Genomic DNA, 18122 nt, shown 5'->3' with positions numbered 1-18122 from the left:
CTTATAAGGGCTAAGAGATGGGTAACATCCTGCCCCAGAGCGGGTAGACATACCGGTCTAATGCCGCAAGACATCACAAAAGGTTCCCTGTGTCCCACGATTCAGCAAGCCACCGGCCAGGTCCGCTGGGCCTGGCACGTGGCGTCTCCCCGTGGTTGCTTCCGACCGTGGCCGCCGCCACCGTGACCTCCCTGCTCAGCCGCCGTGACCGGCGCTGGGCGCTGGCGGCGGTTCCGCTGACCGCGCTCACCGGTGGGATGCTCTGGTTCTTCCGCGATCCGGATCGGACTCCGGGCACCGGGCGGATCCTGTCGCCCGCGGACGGTGTGGTGCAGAGCATCGATCCATGGCCGGACGGCCGGACCAGGGTGGCGATCTTCATGAGCCCACTGGACGTGCACGTCAACCGGGCGCCGCTGGCCGGCACGGTCACCTCGGTGAAGCACGTCTCCGGGGGGTACCTGCCCGCGTTCAACAAGGACAGCGACACCAACGAGCGGGTCGTCTGGCACCTGGACACCGCGCTCGGCGACATCGAGTTCGTCCAGATCGCCGGCGCGGTCGCCCGCCGCATCGTGCCCTACGTGGCCGAGGGGGCGAAGGTCGCCAGAGCCGAGCGGATCGGCCTGATCAGGCTTGGCTCGCGGGTCGACGTCTATCTCCCCGAGGGGATCGCCCCGGCCGTCTCGGTGGGCCAGCGGACCGTCGCGGGGGTGACCGGTCTTGACCACGGCTGACGCGAGCTGGCCGATGGACGAGACGGACGACGAGCCGCGAGGACCCGTGGGCAAGGCGTTCCGCCTGTCGGCCGCCGACTCCCTCTCGCTGGGCAACGCCCTCTGTGGCTTCCTGGCGGTCTGCGTGCTCTCCTGGTCGGCCATCAACGCGCTGCAGGAGGGCAAGCCCTTCGCGGCCGACCCCCGGTTCTTCGGCACCGCCGTGGTGCTCCTGCTGATCGGTGCCACCTGTGACCTGTTCGACGGCCTGGTGGCCAGGAAGTTCCGCGCCTCGGCCATGGGGGCCGAGCTGGACAACCTCGCCGACGTGATCAGCTTCGGCTTCGCCCCCGCCTTCATGGTGGTCATCTGGGCGGGGTTCAATCAGCAGATCCCGTTCCTGCTGGTGATGACCGCGGCGGCGTCCGTGCTGCTGGCCGGGGTCATCCGGCTGGCGCGTTTCGCCTGTGTGAAGACCAAGAGCGGCGACTTCATGGGCCTGCCCATCCCGATGGGCGCCATGACCGTGGTCTCGGTCGTACTGCTGTTCCCCCCGTCGATCTGGACGATCCTGCCCATCTTCGGTGTGGCGTATCTCATGGTGAGCCGGATCGAGTACCCCAAACCCAAGGGCAACGTGGCCGCCGGGGTACTCGCCTGGATGATGATCAATGTTGCCTGCCTGACCATCTGGGTCGCGGGCCTGGCCGGTGGCGACACGCTGATCAAGGTCGGGGCCGTCATGCAGATGACGATCGTGGCGGCCATCCCGCTGCGTGTCCTGATGTTCAAGCGGGAGAAGCGCAAGGAGCAGCGCAGGGCGTCCGCCGAAGTCGGCTGACCGCCGGAACCGCCCGCCGGGACCGGCGGTCCCCGCGGGCGGTGCGATCCCGCGCCGCGAGCGTCACCAGCCCCGCTCGCGCCACTCGGGCAGGTGGGGGCGTTCGGCGCCGAGCGTGGTGTCCTTGCCGTGGCCCGGATAGACCCAGGTGTCGTCCGGCAGCCGGTCGAAGATCCGCTCCGACACGTCGGCGAAGAGCCGGGCGAACCGCTCGGGATCCTTGTTGGTGTTGCCGACGCCGCCGGGGAAGAGCGAGTCGCCGGTGAACAGGTGGCCGGGGTGGTACAGGGCGATCGAACCCGGGGTGTGCCCGCGCAGGTGGATCACCTCCAGGCCGACCTCGCCGACGGTGATCTCCTCGCCGTGCTCCACCTCCAGGTCCACCGGCACCGGCAGCCCCGGCGCGTCGAGCGGGTGGGCGATCACCGAGGCACCGGTCGCCCCGGCGACCTCCGCCAGGGCCTGCCAGTGGTCGCCGTGCTGGTGGGTGGTGATGATCTTGCTGATCGGCCGGTCACCGATGAGTTCCAGCAGCCGGTCGGGCTCGGCGGCCGCGTCGATGAGCGCGCCGTCACCGGTCCGGGTGCACCGGAGCAGGTAGGCGTTGTTGTCGAACGGGCCGACGGCCAGCTTGGCGATCGTCAGGCCGGGCAGTTCACGCAGGTCTGCGGGGCCGCCGACCTGTACATCACCGGTGTACGTCACGGATTCTCCTCGGATGCTGTCACGGCAGGGCGGGGCGCGGATGGTGCCCGTCCCCACCCTCATCATCGCCGTCCGGCGGGCGGGGCGGGGCATAAGGGGGGTGTTCACACTGTTGAAACCGGGGACGACCTGCCACATCCAAGGGAAGACCGTAGTCTGGAGAGGGCGGGGAACCCCTGAGCTCCGGACGCCGGCCCGGAAAATTGTCGGTCCCTCTCGCTAGTCTTCCCGCGACCGCTTCCAACCCTCTAAATCGACGTCGGGACTACCGTGGCTGACCGCCTCATCGTGCGTGGTGCACGCGAACACAACCTCAAGGACGTCTCGCTGGACCTCCCGCGAGACTCTCTGATCGTCTTCACCGGGCTGTCCGGCTCGGGCAAGTCCAGTCTGGCCTTCGACACGATCTTCGCCGAGGGGCAGCGCCGCTATGTCGAGTCGCTGTCGGCCTACGCGCGGCAGTTCCTCGGGCAGATGGACAAGCCCGACGTGGACTTCATCGAGGGTCTCTCACCCGCGGTGTCGATCGACCAGAAGTCGACGAGCCGCAACCCGCGCTCCACGGTCGGCACGATCACCGAGGTCTACGACTACCTGCGCCTGCTCTGGGCGCGCATCGGCAAGCCGCACTGTCCCCGGTGCGGGCGGGCGATCGCCAGGCAGAGTCCCGAGCAGATCGTCGACCGGGTGATGGAGCTTCCCGAGGGCACCCGCTTCCAGGTGCTCGCCCCGGTGGTCCGCGGCCGCAAGGGCGAGTACGCCGAGCTTTTCAGCCAGTTGCAGGCCAAGGGCTTCGCCCGGGCCCGCGTCGACGGCACGGTGGTCCGGCTGGACGAGCCGCCGACGCTGAAGAAGCAGGAGAAGCACGACATCGAGGTGATCGTCGACCGCCTGGCGGTGAAGGAGGGCGCGAGCAGCCGCCTGACCGGCTCGGTGGAGACCGCCCTGCAGCTGTCGGGCGGGACGATCACCCTGGAGTTCGTCGACCTGCCCGAGGACGACCCGAACCGTGAGCGCTTCTACTCGGAGCACCTCTACTGCCCCTACGACGACCTGTCGTTCGAGGAGCTGGAGCCCCGCTCGTTCTCCTTCAACTCGCCCTTCGGCGCCTGCCCGGAGTGCACGGGCCTGGGCGTCCGCATGGAGGTCGACCCCGACCTGATCGTGCCCGACCCGGAGAAGCCGCTGGGCGAGGGGGCGATCTCCCCGTGGGCCGGGGGTCACACCAGCGACTACTTCGTCCGCCTCGTCGAGGCGCTCGGCCTGAACATGGGATTCAGCCTCGACACCCCGTGGGAGCGGCTGCCGAAGAAGGCGCAGAAGGCCCTGCTCCACGGTCACGACGAGCAGGTCCACGTCCGCTACAGCAACCGCTACGGCCGAGAGCGCTCCTACTACACCACCTTCGAGGGAGCCATCCCCTGGGTGCAGCGTCGCCACGGTGAGTCCGACAGCGACGGCATGCGGGAGAAGTACGAAGGCTACATGCGGGAGATCCCGTGCCCGGCCTGCGAGGGAGCCAGGCTCAAGCCGGTCTCGCTGGCCGTCACGGTCGACGGCCGCTCGATCGCCGAGGTCTCGGCGATGTCGATCGGCGACTGCGCGACGTTCCTGGCGGGGCTGAAACTGTCGGACCGTGACATGCACATCGCCGAGCGGGTGGTCAAGGAGATCAACGCCCGGATGGGCTTCCTGCTCGACGTGGGCCTCGACTACCTGACCATGGACCGGGCCTCAGGCACCCTCGCGGGTGGTGAGGCACAGCGCATCCGGCTCGCCACCCAGATCGGCTCCGGCCTGGTCGGTGTGCTGTACGTGCTGGACGAGCCCTCCATCGGCCTGCACCAGCGCGACAACCAGCGGCTGCTGGAGACTCTGATCAGGCTGCGCGACATGGGCAACACGCTCATCGTGGTCGAGCACGACGAGGACACCATCGCCGCCGCCGACTGGGTGGTCGACATCGGCCCGGGAGCGGGCGAGCACGGCGGCCAGGTCGTCGTCTCCGGCACCGTGGCCGACCTGCTGGCCTCGGAGGAGTCGATGACCGGCGCCTACCTGTCCGGCCGCAGGACCATCGCCATCCCCCCCGTACGCCGCAAGCGCGACAGGAAGCGGCAGCTCACCGTGAAGGGCGCCCGCGAGCACAACCTCAAGGGCGTCGACGTGGAGTTCCCCCTCGGGTTGCTGACCGCGGTCACCGGGGTCTCGGGGTCCGGCAAGTCCACCCTGGTCAACGACATCCTCTACAACGCGCTGGCCAAGGAGTTGAACGGCGCCCGTACCGTCCCCGGCCGGCACGCGCGGGTCAACGGGATGGACCTGGTCGACAAGGTCGTGCACGTGGACCAGTCGCCGATCGGCCGCACGCCCCGTTCCAACCCGGCGACCTACACCGGCGTCTTCGACAAGGTCCGTGACCTGTTCGCGCAGACCACGGAGGCCAAGGTCCGCGGCTACCAGAAGGGGCGCTTCAGCTTCAACGTCAAGGGCGGCCGGTGTGAGGCGTGCTCGGGAGACGGCACTCTCAAGATCGAGATGAACTTCCTGCCGGACGTCTACGTGCCCTGCGAGGTCTGTCACGGGGCGCGCTACAACCGGGAGACCCTGGAGGTCCACTACAAGGGCAAGACGATCTCCGAGGTGCTCGACATGCCGATCGAGGAGGCCCTGGGCTTCTTCGACTCCATCCCGTCCATCAAGCGCTACCTGCAGACGCTTTACGACGTCGGCCTGGGGTACGTCAGGCTCGGCCAGCCCGCCACGACCCTGTCCGGCGGTGAGGCCCAGCGCGTCAAGCTCGCCTCCGAACTGCAGCGCCGCTCCACCGGCCGGACGATCTACGTGCTCGACGAGCCCACCACCGGCCTGCACTTCGAGGACATCCGCAGGCTGCTGGGCGTGCTGGGCAAGCTCGTCGACGGCGGTAACACGGTCATCGTCATCGAGCACAACCTCGACGTGATCAAGACCGCGGACTGGCTGATCGACATGGGCCCGGAGGGCGGCTCCAGGGGAGGCACCGTGCTCGCCGTCGGCACGCCCGAGGACGTCGCCCTGGTCGACGAGAGTCACACCGGCCGCTTCCTGCGCAAGATCCTCGGCACCTGAAGGCCGGATTCAGAACCGGGCTCCCACGTCAATACCCTTGACGCGAGAGCCCGGTTCTGACGGGGATGACGTTGCGAGAAGGGCCGCAATGAGCATGCAGGAAACCTCCGCCATGCCCGCGCGCAGGCAGGTGATCGCCGCCGCGGGGGCCGTGGCGTGCGGGGCGGCGCTGGCCGGGTGCGGCAGCGGGGAGCCCGCCGCCGCCATCGTGCCGCCGGGAATCAAGGGGAAGGTCATCGCGAGGACCGCCGACATCCCGGTCGGCGGCGGCAAGGTGATCACCAAGTGGAAGATCGTGATCACCCAGCCGACCTCCGGACTGTTCAGGGCGTTCACGGCGAGCTGCCCGCACCGGGGATGCGCGGTCGGGAGAGTCGGGGACGGCGTCATCCACTGCCCCTGCCACGGCAGCGAGTTCGCCGCCGACTCCGGCAAATGCCTCAAGGGCCCGGCGGAGGCACCGCTGGTCCAGTACGCGCTGAAGCTCGAAGGCGACGGGATCATCGTGGTCTGACGGTTCGCGCAGCCATCTCCTCCAGAGGGCGGATTCGTCGAGCTCGCCGGGGTCGAAATCCGCGATGAGGGGTACCGGGGGATTCTCCGAATGATCCAGAAAGAGCGCCAAGGGCTTGATTCTTCACAGTCTCCTGACACGGCGTACGGCATGCTGAACCGTCATCGGGGTGCCAGCCGTACCTGAAGATGATGATCCTGGAGGAGATACATGACTGAGACGACACGTCGCACGGTGATACTGGGTGCCGGAGGGGCCGGGGTGGCCGCGGTGCTGACCGCGTGCGGTAGCTCGGAAGAGCCCGCGGCGAGCGGCGGCGACACCTCGTCGACCGCGTCCTCGCAGGCGCCGGAGGCCGGCGCGGGCGACTCCGGGGCGAACGTTCTGGCCAAGACCGCGGACATCCCCGAGGGGGGCGGCAAGGTCTTCAAGGACCAGAAGATTGTGATCACCCAGCCGACCGCGGGCCAGTTCAAGGCGTTCAGCTCCGTCTGCACCCACCAGGGATGCGACGTGGACAAGGTCGCGGACGGCACCATCGACTGCCCGTGCCACAGCAGCAAGTTCAAGATCGCTGATGGTTCCGTGGCGGACGGCCCGGCCTCGAAGCCACTGGAGGAGAAGGCGATCAAGGTGGACGGTGACTCCATCAGCCTCGCCTGAATCCGGTCCTGACCCCGCCGCCGGGAGAACTCGCCCCGGCGGCGGGGTCGCGGTCACCGGTTCTCCGGGTGCGGAGGCCGTGCCGGGAAAAGTGGCAAGGAAACCTGTCGGTCCGGGCCGATAGGCTTTCCGTGTGGCGAGATCTGTGGGTGGTCCGGCGAGTTTCCGGCCGAAGCCGGGGTCGATCCCCGAGTCCCCCGGCGTCTACCGGTTCAAGGACGCCGGAGGCCGGGTCGTCTACGTCGGCAAGGCCAAGAGCCTGCGCCAGCGGCTCAACTCCTACTTTGCGGACTTCGCGAGCCTGCATCCGCGCACCCAGACCATGCTCACGACCGCCGTGGACGTCGACTGGACCGTCGTCGGCACCGAGGTCGAGGCGCTCCAGCTCGAATACTCCTGGATCAAGGAGTACGACCCGCGGTTCAACGTCAAATACCGCGACGACAAGTCCTATCCCTACCTCGCGGTCTCCATGGGAGAGGAGTTTCCCCGGGTCCAGGTGCTACGCGGGGCCAAGCGCAAGGGCATCCGCTACTTCGGCCCCTACTCCCACGCCTGGGCGATCAGGGAGACCGTTGACCTGCTGCTCCGGGTGTTCCCGATCAGGAGCTGCTCGACGGGGGTGTTCCGGCGGGCCGCGCAGGTCGGGCGCCCCTGCCTGCTGGGTTACATCGACAAGTGCTCCGCCCCCTGCGTCGGCCGGGTCACCGCCGAGGAGCACCGGAAGCTGGCCGACGACTTCTGCGAGTTCATGGCCGGCAACACCGGCCGGTTCGTCAAGCGGCTGGAGCGCGAGATGCGCGAGGCCGCCGCCGCGCAGGAGTACGAGCGGGCGGCCAGGCTACGCGACGACATCGGAGCCCTGCAGCGGGCGATGGAGAAGCAGGCGGTGGTCCTGGGCGACAACACCGACTGCGACGTGATCGCCCTGGCGGAGGATCCGCTGGAGGCCGCCGTCCAGGTCTTCTACGTCCGTGACGGGCGGATCAGGGGCCAGCGCGGCTGGGTGGTGGACAAGGTCGAGGAGGCCACGCCCGGCGAGCTGGTCGAGCAGTTCCTGCTGCAGATGTACGGTGACGCGGCCGCCGAGGCGCTGCCCAGGGAGGTGCTGGTCCCCGTCCTGCCACCCGACACGGAGGCGGTCTCCGAGCTGCTCGGCGAGCAGCGCGGGGCCAGGGTGGAGATCAGGGTTCCGCAGCGGGGCGACAAGAGGTCGCTGATGGAGACCGTCGAGCGCAACGCCGTGGAGTCCCTGAAACAGCACAAGCTCAGGCGGGCCAGCGACCTGACCGCGCGGAGCAGGGCGCTGCAGGAGGTCGCCGACGCCCTCGGCCTGGACCAGGTGCCGCTCCGCATCGAGTGCTACGACGTCTCCCACATGCAGGGCACCGACGTGGTGGCCTCCATGGTGGTGTTCGAGGACGGTCTGGCCCGCAAGAGCGAGTACCGCAGGTTCTCGGTGCGCTCCACCGAGGGCGACGTCGCCTCCATCTACGAGGTGATCTCCCGCCGCTTCAAGCGCTACCTGGAGGAACGCTCGGCCACCGGGGACCTCGACGCCGACGCCATGGCAGAGCCGGGCGAGGGGCCGGGCGAGGGGCTGCGGACGCCGGGCATCGACCCGGAGACCGGCAAGCCGCGCAAGTTCGCCTACCCGCCCAACCTGGTCGTCGTCGACGGCGGTCCCGCGCAGGCCGCGGCGGCCCGCAGGGCGCTCGACGAACTGGGCGTCGACGACGTGGCGGTGTGCGGCCTGGCCAAACGGCTGGAGGAGGTATGGCTGCCCGGTGAGGACCTGCCGGTGATCCTCGCCCGCTCCAGCGAGGCCCTTTACCTTCTTCAGCGAGTGCGCGACGAGGCTCACCGCTTCGCCATCACCTACCATCGATCCAAGCGGTCGAAGAGCGTCAAGGAAAGCGCTCTGGACGAGGTTCCCGGACTCGGCCCGGCCCGCAGGCAGGCGTTGATCAAGCATTTCGGATCGGTGAGACGGCTGCGGGAGGCGACCGCGGCGCAGATCTGCGAGGTTCCCGGGATCGGCCCCTCGACGGCCGAGACGATCGTGTCGGTCTTGAAGGGGCAGAACCCATGAGCGAAAGAGAGTCCGCGTTCGTCCTCGTCACCGGAATGTCGGGGGCGGGGCGGAGCACCGCCGCCAAGGCTCTGGAGGATCTGGGGTGGTTCGTCATCGACAACCTGCCGCCGGGGCTGCTGTTCGCCATGGCCGAGGAGGCGGGACGGGCCAAGCTGGCCGCCGACAAGGTGGCCGCGGTGGTCGACGTGCGCAGCCTGGCCTTCACCAGCGACCTCAACAGCGCCATCGAGGAGCTGGAGGGGCGCGGCGTCGGCGTGCGCGTGGTGTTCCTTGAGGCCAGTGACGAGGAACTGGTCCGCAGGTTCGAGAACGTCCGCCGCCCGCACCCGCTGCAGAGCGACGGTCGGCTGGTCGACGGGATCGCCCGCGAGCGCGGCATCCTGCGTGAGGTCCGGGCCAACGCCGACCTGGTGATCGACACCTCCAACCTCAACGTCCACGAGCTCAGGGGGAAGATCGTCGCCTTCTTCGGCGGCGAGGACCGTCCTGGCCTGCGGGTCAACGTCGTCTCCTTCGGCTACAAGTACGGCCTGCCGGTGGACGCGGACATGGTCGTCGACTGCCGGTTCCTGCCCAACCCCCACTGGGTTCCCGAACTTCGCCCCATGAACGGTCTGGACACCCCCGTACGGGAGTACGTTCTCAACCAGGCGGGGGCGAAGGAACTCCTTGACGCCTACGACGAGGTGTTCGCCATCATCGCCTCCGGCTACACCCGCGAGGGCAAGAGCTACGCCACGCTCGCGGTCGGCTGCACCGGTGGCAAGCACCGCAGCGTCGCCATGGCCGAGCAGATCGGCGGCCGGCTGCGTGATCGGGGCGGCATGGAGGTGCAGGTAAGCCATCGGGATGTGGGCCGGGAGTGAATGAAGGTCTCAAGGTCGTCGCGCTGGGTGGAGGACACGGGCTGTACGCCTCGCTGTCGGCACTGCGGAGGGTCACCTCCCGGCTGACGGCGGTGGTCACCGTGGCCGACGACGGAGGCTCCAGCGGCCGCCTCCGCCGCGAGTTCGGCGTGCTGCCCCCGGGAGACCTGAGGATGGCGCTGGCCGCCCTGTGCGGTGACGACGAGTGGGGCCACACCTGGAGCGAGGTCGTCCAGCATCGCTTCCGCAGCGACGGTGACCTGGACGGCCACGCGATCGGCAACCTGCTGATCGTGGCGCTCTGGGAGCGCCTGGGCGACACGGTCGCCGGGCTCGACTGGCTCGGGCGGTTGCTCGGCGCGCACGGGCGGGTGCTGCCGATGTCCTCGGTGCCACTCGACATCGCCGCCGAGGTGGAGTTGGACGGCCTGGTGAGCACGGTGCGCGGCCAGGTGGCCTGCGCGCTCACCCCGGGCAGGGTCCGGGCCATCTCGCTGGTCCCCGAGGACCCACCGGCGTGCCCCGAGGCCGTCGAGGCGGTCCTCGACGCCGACTGGGTGGTGTTCGGCCCCGGTTCCTGGTTCACCAGCGTGCTGCCGCACCTGAAGGTGCCCGAGCTGGCCGAGGCGTTGCACACCACCCGCGCGCGGCGCCTGGTCGCGCTGAACCTCGCTCCCCAGACGGGGGAGACCGACGGTTTCTCCCCCCAGAAACACCTGGAGGTGCTGCGCCAGCACGCGCCCTCCCTGGAGGTGGACGTGGTCGTCGCGGACACCGGCGTGACCGACGACGGAGAGGAGCTGGAGAAGGCCGTGGCCGGCCTGGGCGGGCGGCTGGTCCTGGCCTCCGTGGCGGATGAGGACGGCTCGCCGCGACACGATGCACAACGTCTTGCCTCCGTCCTGGACGAGATTTTCCGTGCGAAGCGTTGATCCTGGTCAGCGGTGCTCAGGAGTGCGAGAAACTGCTGTGAGCCCGGTTCATCTCGGGCCGCATGGGTCTGTATGGGGGAGGACGAACGCGCATGGCGATGACAGGTGTGGTCAAGGACGAGCTGAGCAGGCTGACGGTCCTGAAGCCTTGCTGCCGTAAGGCCGAGGTGTCGACGCTGCTGCGGTTCGCGAGCGGGTTGCACCTGGTGAGCGGCCGGATCGTGATCGAGGCCGAGTTGGACACCAATGTCACCGCCCGGCGGCTTATCAAAGACATCGGTGAAGTTTTCGGGCACAAGGCGGAGGTGCTCGTGCTGGCCCCGGCGGGGTTGCGCAAGGGATCGCGCTACCTCGTGCGGGTCTACCGCGACGGGGAGGCGCTGGCCCGCCAGACCGGCCTGATCGACAACCACGGGCGCCCGGTCCGTGGCCTGCCCCGCCAGGTCGTCGCCGGGGCGGCCTGCGATGCCGAGGCGGCCTGGCGGGGGGCGTTCCTGGCGCACGGCTCGCTCACCGAGCCCGGGCGCTCGATGTCGCTGGAGGTCACCTGCCCGGGGCCCGAGGCGGCGCTCGCGCTGGTCGGGTCGGCGCGGCGGCTGAAGATCCATGCCAAGGCCCGAGAGGTGCGCGGCGTCGACCGGGTGGTGGTCCGTGACGGTGACGCCATCGGCGCGCTGCTGACCAGGCTGGGCGCCCACGACAGCGTGCTGGCCTGGGAGGAGCGGCGGATGCGCCGCGAGGTCCGGGCGACGGCCAACCGGCTGGCCAACTTCGACGACGCCAACCTGCGCCGTTCGGCCCGCGCCGCGGTCGCCGCCGGAGCCAGGGTCCAGCGGGCGCTGGAGATCCTCGGGGAGGAGGCCCCGGAGCACCTGGTGATCGCCGGCCGCCTGCGGGTGGAGCACAAGCAGGCCTCCCTGGAGGAGCTGGGCCAGCTGGCCGACCCGCCCCTGACCAAGGACGCCATCGCCGGTCGCATCCGCCGGCTGCTGGCCATGGCCGACAAGCGCGCTCAGGACATCGGCATCCCCAACACCGAGGCCAATCTCACCGTCGACATGCTGGCCCCCTGACGGGCTCCCCGATCTGGCAGGGCGGCGCCGCGTTCCCGGTGACCGCGCCGGGAGCGCGGCGCCGACACGCGCCGTTCAAGGCCCGCTCAGGGCTGCTTCCTGGGAGCGAAGTAGTCCACGTGGTCGGCCTCGCCCGGCTGCGGGACGGACGAGGCGGCGTGGGCTTCGCGGGCGGCCTTGACTCTTCTGCTCACGAAGCCGAAGCCCGCGTAGGCGGCGATCGCCCAGAACAGCAGTGACTTGGGGTCGCGCCTGAGATCCTCGGGGAAGGTGTTGAGGACCTGGGTGAGCGCCGAGCCGTAGTCGTCGCCGGAGGCTCGTACCCAGACGATCACGTATCCGGCGACCTGGCCGAGCGCGGCGCCGATCAGGGAGAAGAGGGCGGCCAGCGGCGGCAGCACCGGGCTCGTCGGCCTGACCGCCATCATGGCGAGGCCGACGAGGAGACCGACGCCGATGGCGGCGAAGCCGATCTCGTACCCGCTGAAGCCGATGAGCGCGCCGTAGGCCGCGGCGCCGACCAGGGTGGCGCCGAGACCGGTAAAAATACCTGGTAGAAGCCCGTTTGCCAGATGTGGATCGTTATCCGTCATGGCAGCTCCTCGTGGGGCCGAAGGGGTTTACGGTGACGAGTCGGGCACTTTACTTGAATGGTGCGATACCTGTTCATGGGTTAAGGAATAACGGACCTCCCCCCTCCAGTGGTCTACACCAATTTAGGTCCGATAAGGTTCGTGGTTGAGGTTTCAGCCAGCCCCAAGTCGCCGGTCCTCATGACCGGCGCACCGACGTACGAGGAGATCGGCACCGTGACCATCCGCGTAGGCGTCAATGGATTCGGCCGCATCGGCCGCAACTTCTGGCGCGCGGTCGCTGCCAGCGGCAAGGACATCGAGATCGTGGCGGTCAACGACCTGACCGACAACGCCACGCTCGCCCACCTGCTGAAGTACGACAGCATTCTCGGCCGCCTGCCGTACGAGGTGAAGAGCACCGCCGACGAGATCATCGTGGACGGCAAGGCCATCAAGGCCTTCGCCGAGCGCGACCCCGCCAAGCTGCCCTGGGGCGACCTGGGCGTGGACGTCGTGGTGGAGTCGACCGGCTTCTTCACCGATGCGAACAAGGCCCGAGTGCACGCCGAGAACGGTGCCAAGAAGGTCATCATCTCGGCCCCGGCCAAGAACGAGGACGTCACCGTCGTGATGGGCGTCAACCACGACAAGTACGACCCGGCCAAGCACACGGTCATCTCCAACGCCTCCTGCACCACCAACTGCCTGGCGCCGATGGCCAAGGTCATCAACGACACCTTCGGTATCGAGAAGGGTCTGATGACCACCATCCACGCCTACACGCAGGACCAGAACCTGCAGGACGCCCCGCACAGCGACCTGCGCCGCGCCCGCGCCGCCGCGATCAACATCGTGCCGACCTCGACCGGCGCGGCCAAGGCCATCGGCCTGGTACTGCCCGAGCTCAAGGGCAAGCTCGACGGTTACGCGTTGCGGGTGCCGATCCCCACCGGCTCGGCCACCGACCTGACCGTCGAGGTCGGTCGCGAGACCACGGTCGAGGAGGTCAACGCCGCGCTCAAGGCCGCGGCCGAGGGCGAGCTCAAGGGCTACCTCACCTACACCGAGGACCCGATCGTCTCCTCCGACATCGTCACCGACCCCTCGTCCTGCATCTTCGACTCCGCCCTCACCAAGGTGATCGGCAACCAGGTCAAGGTCGTCGGCTGGTACGACAACGAGTGGGGCTACTCCAACCGTCTCGCCGACCTCATCGAGCTGGTCGGCGCCGACCTCTGATGAAGGACATCTCCGAGTTCGACGTGGACGGTCGGCGCGTCCTGGTACGCGCCGACCTCAACGTCCCCCTGGAGGGGGACGTCATCACCGACGACGGCCGCATCCGTGCCTCGGTGCCGACGATCGAGGAACTCGCCCGCAGGGGCGCCCGCGTGATCGTCGTCGCGCACCTGGGGCGCCCCAAGGGCAAGCCGAACCCGGACTACTCCCTGGCCCCCGTCGCCAAGCGGCTGGGCGAGCTCCTGGGCGCGGACGTCGCCTTCGCGACCGACGTGGTCGGGAAGTCGGCGCAGGAGGTCGTGGAGGCGCTTCAGGACGGCCAGGTGGCCCTGCTGGAGAACCTGCGCTTCGAGCCCGGCGAGGAGTCCAAGGACGACGCCGAGCGGGCCGAGTTCGCGGCCAGGCTGGCCGCCCTCGCCGACCTCTACGTGGGCGACGGCTTCGGCGCGGTGCACCGCAAGCACGCCAGCGTCTACGACGTGCCCGCCCTGCTGCCGCACGCCGCGGGCCGACTGGTCCTGGCCGAGGTCGAGGTGCTCAAACGGCTGACCGAGACCACCGAACGGCCGTACGCCGTGGTGCTGGGCGGTGCGAAGGTCTCCGACAAGCTCGGGGTCATCGGCAACCTGCTCACCAAGGTCGACAGGCTCCTCATCGGCGGCGGCATGGCCTACACCTTCCTGAAGGCACAGGGCTACGAGGTGGGCCGGTCGCTGCTCCAGGAGGACCAGCTCGACCAGGTGCGGGGCTTCCTGAACGAGGCGGCCAAGCGCGGCGTGCAGCTCGTCCTGCCGGTCGACGTGCTGGCGGCCACCGAGTTCGCCGAGGACGCCGAGTACGAGGTGGTCGACGCCACCGCGATCCCGGCCGACCGCCAGGGCCTCGACATCGGCCCGCGCACCCGCGAGCTTTTCGCGAGCAAGCTGGCCGACGCCAGGACCGTGTTCTGGAACGGCCCGATGGGCGTCTTCGAGTTCGAGGCGTTCTCCGGCGGAACCCGCGCGGTCGCCGAGGCGTTGATCGGTTCGGAGGCCTTCACGGTCGTCGGCGGGGGAGACTCGGCCGCCGCCGTGCGCAGGCTCGGCCTGCCCGAGGACGGGTTCTCGCACATCTCCACCGGTGGCGGGGCCAGCCTGGAATACCTGGAGGGCAAGACCCTCCCCGGACTCGTGGCGCTGGAGAGGTAGAGGTCAGATGAGCACCGCTCGCAAGCCGCTCATAGCCGGCAACTGGAAGATGAACCTCAACCACCTTGAGGCCATCGCCCACACCCAGAAGCTCGCCTTCGCGCTGGGCGACAAGGACTTCGACCGGGCCGACGTGGCCGTGCTGCCGCCCTTCACCGATCTGCGCAGCGTGCAGACCCTGGTGGACGGCGACAAGCTGCGGATCCTCTACGGTGCCCAGGACCTGTCGCAGCACGACGGCGGTGCCTACACCGGTGAGATCTCCGGGGCCATGCTCGCCAAGCTCGGCTGCACCTTCGCCACGATCGGGCACTCCGAGCGCCGCCAGTACCACCACGAGGACGACGACGTCGTCAACGTCAAGGTGCAGGCGGCCTACCGGCACTCGCTCACCCCCATCCTGTGTGTGGGGGAGGGGCTGCCGGTGCGCCAGGCGGGCGGCCAGGTGGCCTACAGCGTCGCGCAGCTCGAAGGGGCGCTTCGCAAGGTCACCGCCGAGCAGGTCGCCTCAATCGTGCTCGCCTACGAGCCGGTTTGGGCGATCGGCACCGGCGAGGTGGCCACCCCCGACGACGCGCAGGAGGTCTGCGGGGCCCTCCGGGAGCGACTCGCCGAACTGTACGACGCCGATGTGGCCGCGGGTGTCCGTATCCTTTACGGTGGGTCGGTCAAGTCTGACAACATCGCGGGCATCATGGCACAGCCCGATGTCGACGGTGCCCTGGTCGGCGGCGCGAGCCTCGATGCCGGGGAATTCGTCAAAATTTGCCGTCTTGGCGAATTGTCGAGTTGACTGGTCCGTTTGGGGGGTGTGATTTGACAGCACGTCATACCCTCTTAGAGCAGGTTTGAATCGTCACGCCTCTGGCGTACACAAGGGTCGTGCCCGGACGCGGGACACGCGCACATAGGGAACAGGTCAACGGTGACAATCGGAATCTCCATCGCCCTCATCCTGTCGAGCTTGCTGATGATGCTGCTCGTCCTGCTCCACAAGGGCAAGGGCGGTGGTCTCTCGGATCTGTTCGGTGGCGGTTTCTCGTCGTCGTTCGGAGGCTCCTCCGTGGTGGAGCGTAACCTTGACAGGCTCACCGTCATCACCGGTGTGGTCTGGTTCGTCTGCATCATCGCGCTGGGCCTGCTCCTGAGGCCCTGACCTGGCTTCGACAGGCGTGACAGTGGTTCAGTCCCCGCATCCCCAAGCGGCGGGGCCATCGAGCAAGGAGTTCATCCGTGGGTAGTGGCAACGCGATCCGTGGCAGCCGTGTCGGTGCCGGCCCGATGGGGGAGGCGGAGCGTGGCGAGGCGGCCCCCCGTGTGCGGGTCCCTTTCTGGTGCGCGAACATGCATGAGACGCGCCCCAGTTTCGCCAGCGACGCGGCCGTTCCCGAGTTCTGGGACTGCCCCCGGTGTGGTCTCCCCGCAGGTCAGGACGAGGCCAACCCGCCCGCGCCGCCGCGTAACGAGCCTTACAAGACGCACCTCGCGTATGTGAAGGAGCGCCGCAGCGACAAGGACGGCGCGCAGATCCTGGCCGAGGCCCTGGAGCGGCTGCGCTCCTCCTCGCGCCCGATCTACTAGCCGGGCCGCTTGCGCGTGGTCCGCCGGTGAGCACGCCGAAGACCCCCGTGGGATCGCCCACGGGGGTCTTTCGCGTCTTCCGGGCCCGGTCGAGGCGCCTTTCGTCCATCGGCACGGCGGCCACCGAGCCCCCTCCGCGCCGGTCGCGGGTCAGCCCGCGGACTCGAAGAACAGGGCGACCGCGACGGCCCCGGGGTCGGGCGCTCCCAGGGCGGCCTCGCCGACATAGCTGGCCCGGCCCCGGCGGGCGATGATCGAGGAGGTGGAGTCGGCTCCGGCGCGGGCCGCCTCCGCCGCCAGCCGCAGAGCCCGCGCGGCGGGGACGTCGTCCTCCACGGCCTCGGCCAGGGCGTCGGCCGCCGGGGCCATGGCGTCGACCATCGTCCGGTCGCCCACCGAGGCGGAGCCCAGCCTGCGGACCGTGGCCACCCCGTTCCTGGCGGCGTCGGCGAGCAGGGCCGTGCTGAAGGCGGGACTGCCCTCCCCGGCCAGCGCGAACTCGCGGAACCACATGCCGAACAGCGGCCCGCTGGTGCCGCCGGAGTGTTCGAGGAAGGCCGTCGAGAGGCTGGAGAACGGCGCCCCGGCGTCGGCGGGTGCGGGCGAGAACTTCGCCTTGGCCCTGCTGAGCGCGGTGACCATGTTGGTGCCGAAGTCGCCGTCACCGCTGCGGCGGTCCAGCTCGGTCAACTCCTGGACCTGATCGTCGATCCGGGTGATGAACCGCTCGACCCACGACAGCACGGCCTGGGGTTCGAGGTCGTTCATGGATTTCTCCTTCGAGTACCGGGACGGGACGCGAGGCCGGTCGATCCGGTCTTACCCGGTGGCTGACCCGTGACGATGCTCATATGCGCTCATATGCGCTCATATGCGCTCATGTGCGGAGAACCGGGCCGGTCGGGTGACCGTCGCCGATCGCCGGAGCCGTGGGCGGGTCACCAGGTGAGGGCGGCGGTGCGCACCGGGTCGTCCCACAGGCCGACGAGCTCCTCGTCCGCGCGGATCAGGGTGACCGAGCAGCCCGCCATGTCCAGGGCGGTGACATAGGAGCCCACCAGCTGCCGGGCGACCGTCACACCTCGCGCGTCGAGGAGCCGGGTCACCTGCCGGTAGGCCGCGAGCAGCTCCAGCTGGTGGGTGGAGCCGAGGCCGTTGACGATCACGAAGACCGCGTCGCCCCTGTTCAGCCCGAGGTCGTCGGCGACCGGCCCGGTCAGCGCGGCCACCAGCTCGTCGGCGGGGGCGACGGGGATCTTCCGGACTCCCCGCTCGCCGTGGATGCCGACGCCGAACTCGACCTGGCCCACTTCCAGGTCGAACGAGGGTACGGACTGGCCGGGGTGGGTGCAGGCCCGCAGGGCCAGGGACATGGTCCGGGCGTTGCCCGCGACACGGCGGCCGAGTGCGGCCACCGTGGACAGGTCGGCGCCCCGCTCGGCGGCGGCGCCGCAGATCTTCTCGACGGCGACGACGGCGGCGGTGCCCCGCCGCCCGGGGCCGCCCTCGACGGAGGTGTCGGTGGCCAGGTCGTCGTCGACGAGCACGGTCTCGGTCCGGATGGCGCCGGAGATCTCGGCGGCGATGGTGAAGTTCAGCACGTCGCCGGTGTAGTTCTTGACCACGTGGACGACCCCCCGGCCGTCGTCGACCGCCTCGGTGGCCGCCTGGATCTGGATCGCGGTGGGGCTGGCGAAGACCGCTCCCGGCACCGCGGCGTCCAGCATGCCGTACCCCACGAAACCGGTGTGCAGGGGCTCGTGCCCGGAGCCGCCGCCGGACAGCACGCCGACCTTGTACGGCCGCCGGTCATCGGCTCTGATGACGAAGCTGGGGTCGCGGTTCCACCGCAGCCGCCCCCTCTGGCTGAGCTCCAGCCCTTCGAGCGCCTCGCCGACGAGCTCCTGCGGGTCGTTGACCAGCTGATGTGCGGCCACCTGGCCCCTCCTTGCCTCGCGAACGCTCTGTTCCTACCCGGTTTCGGACCCCTGACGTCCCCGGAGATCAGTCTCTGCTGCCCGCCG

At 69.4% G+C, this 18122-nt stretch carries 18 protein-coding genes; 14 read left to right on the top strand and 4 right to left on the bottom strand.

Annotated features, from left to right (window positions below; all coding sequences use genetic code 11):
* Positions 1-89: 89 nt before the first annotated feature.
* Both AB0J58_RS31055 and pssA read left to right on the top strand, forming a co-directional pair.
* Positions 90-737: a phosphatidylserine decarboxylase gene (locus tag AB0J58_RS31055; protein ID WP_343968997.1), complete on the top strand. Its 648-nt coding sequence runs from the start codon at positions 90-92 to the stop codon at positions 735-737.
* A complete protein-coding gene (gene pssA / locus AB0J58_RS31050) occupies positions 724-1557 on the top strand; it encodes a CDP-diacylglycerol--serine O-phosphatidyltransferase (protein WP_343968999.1) in 834 nt (277 codons plus the stop codon). Before AB0J58_RS31055 ends, pssA begins: the two co-directional genes overlap by 14 nt.
* A gap of 63 nt (positions 1558-1620) precedes the next feature.
* Here pssA and AB0J58_RS31045 read toward each other — a convergent pair whose 3' ends face one another.
* Entirely contained in the window at positions 1621-2262 is a 642-nt protein-coding gene (locus AB0J58_RS31045) for an MBL fold metallo-hydrolase (protein ID WP_343969001.1), read from the bottom strand.
* 270 nt (positions 2263-2532) lie between these two features.
* On the opposite strand from AB0J58_RS31045, the gene uvrA reads away from it, so the two are divergent.
* The 7 genes from uvrA to whiA all read left to right on the top strand — a co-directional run bounded on the left by uvrA (position 2533) and on the right by whiA (position 11516).
* A complete protein-coding gene (uvrA, locus tag AB0J58_RS31040; protein WP_364222404.1) occupies positions 2533-5373 on the top strand; it encodes an excinuclease ABC subunit UvrA in 2841 nt (946 codons plus the stop codon).
* An 88-nt stretch (positions 5374-5461) separates the two neighbouring features.
* A complete protein-coding gene (locus tag AB0J58_RS31035; RefSeq protein ID WP_364151275.1) occupies positions 5462-5887 on the top strand; it encodes a Rieske (2Fe-2S) protein in 426 nt (141 codons plus the stop codon).
* 210 nt (positions 5888-6097) lie between these two features.
* The gene (locus tag AB0J58_RS31030; RefSeq protein WP_364222401.1) at positions 6098-6550 is read left to right on the top strand and encodes a Rieske (2Fe-2S) protein; all 453 of its coding nucleotides are present in this window, start codon (positions 6098-6100) and stop codon (positions 6548-6550) included.
* Positions 6551-6695: 145 nt separating this feature from the next.
* Positions 6696-8642, top strand: a complete 1947-nt coding sequence (uvrC, locus tag AB0J58_RS31025; protein WP_343969063.1) for an excinuclease ABC subunit UvrC — start codon at positions 6696-6698, stop codon at positions 8640-8642.
* Positions 8639-9511: an RNase adapter RapZ gene (gene rapZ, locus AB0J58_RS31020; RefSeq protein WP_343969009.1), complete on the top strand. Its 873-nt coding sequence runs from the start codon at positions 8639-8641 to the stop codon at positions 9509-9511. The genes uvrC and rapZ overlap by 4 nt, the downstream gene beginning before the upstream one ends.
* A complete protein-coding gene (gene yvcK, locus AB0J58_RS31015) occupies positions 9508-10443 on the top strand; it encodes a uridine diphosphate-N-acetylglucosamine-binding protein YvcK (protein WP_364222398.1) in 936 nt (311 codons plus the stop codon). The genes rapZ and yvcK overlap by 4 nt, the downstream gene beginning before the upstream one ends.
* Positions 10444-10535: 92 nt before the next feature.
* Positions 10536-11516 (top strand): DNA-binding protein WhiA, encoded by a 981-nt coding sequence (whiA, locus tag AB0J58_RS31010; RefSeq protein ID WP_030905033.1) that lies wholly within the window; start codon positions 10536-10538, stop codon positions 11514-11516.
* Between the two features lie 86 nt (positions 11517-11602).
* Here the strand turns inward: whiA and AB0J58_RS31005 are convergent, their stop codons facing one another.
* A complete protein-coding gene (locus AB0J58_RS31005) occupies positions 11603-12109 on the bottom strand; it encodes a hypothetical protein (protein WP_343969014.1) in 507 nt (168 codons plus the stop codon).
* Positions 12110-12325: 216 nt separating this feature from the next.
* On the opposite strand from AB0J58_RS31005, the gene gap reads away from it, so the two are divergent.
* From gap to AB0J58_RS30980, 5 genes are all read left to right on the top strand, one after another.
* Positions 12326-13330 carry a type I glyceraldehyde-3-phosphate dehydrogenase gene (gene gap, locus AB0J58_RS31000; protein WP_030905029.1) on the top strand — a complete coding sequence of 335 codons (1005 nt, stop codon included), beginning with the start codon at positions 12326-12328 and terminating at the stop codon, positions 13328-13330.
* A complete protein-coding gene (locus AB0J58_RS30995) occupies positions 13330-14517 on the top strand; it encodes a phosphoglycerate kinase (RefSeq protein WP_343969016.1) in 1188 nt (395 codons plus the stop codon). Before gap ends, AB0J58_RS30995 begins: the two co-directional genes overlap by 1 nt.
* A 7-nt stretch (positions 14518-14524) precedes the next feature.
* The gene (gene tpiA / locus AB0J58_RS30990) at positions 14525-15310 is read left to right on the top strand and encodes a triose-phosphate isomerase (protein WP_343969018.1); all 786 of its coding nucleotides are present in this window, start codon (positions 14525-14527) and stop codon (positions 15308-15310) included.
* Between the two features lie 132 nt (positions 15311-15442).
* Positions 15443-15673 carry a preprotein translocase subunit SecG gene (gene secG, locus AB0J58_RS30985; RefSeq protein ID WP_030905020.1) on the top strand — a complete coding sequence of 77 codons (231 nt, stop codon included), beginning with the start codon at positions 15443-15445 and terminating at the stop codon, positions 15671-15673.
* 77 nt (positions 15674-15750) lie between these two features.
* Positions 15751-16098 (top strand): RNA polymerase-binding protein RbpA, encoded by a 348-nt coding sequence (locus tag AB0J58_RS30980; protein WP_012892502.1) that lies wholly within the window; start codon positions 15751-15753, stop codon positions 16096-16098.
* Between the two features lie 150 nt (positions 16099-16248).
* Here AB0J58_RS30980 and dhaL read toward each other — a convergent pair whose 3' ends face one another.
* Entirely contained in the window at positions 16249-16866 is a 618-nt protein-coding gene (gene dhaL, locus AB0J58_RS30975) for a dihydroxyacetone kinase subunit DhaL (protein WP_343969031.1), read from the bottom strand.
* A 170-nt stretch (positions 16867-17036) separates the two neighbouring features.
* Positions 17037-18035: a dihydroxyacetone kinase subunit DhaK gene (locus AB0J58_RS30970; protein WP_364222395.1), complete on the bottom strand. Its 999-nt coding sequence runs from the start codon at positions 18033-18035 to the stop codon at positions 17037-17039.
* Positions 18036-18122: the final 87 nt, after the last annotated feature.

The sequence above is a fragment of the Streptosporangium sp. NPDC049644 genome (genome assembly GCF_040675205.1).
GTDB classification, from domain to species: domain Bacteria; phylum Actinomycetota; class Actinomycetes; order Streptosporangiales; family Streptosporangiaceae; genus Streptosporangium; species Streptosporangium fukuiense.
Note: the sequence above shows the minus strand (reverse complement) of the source record. Positions and strands in the feature narration are given on the sequence as shown.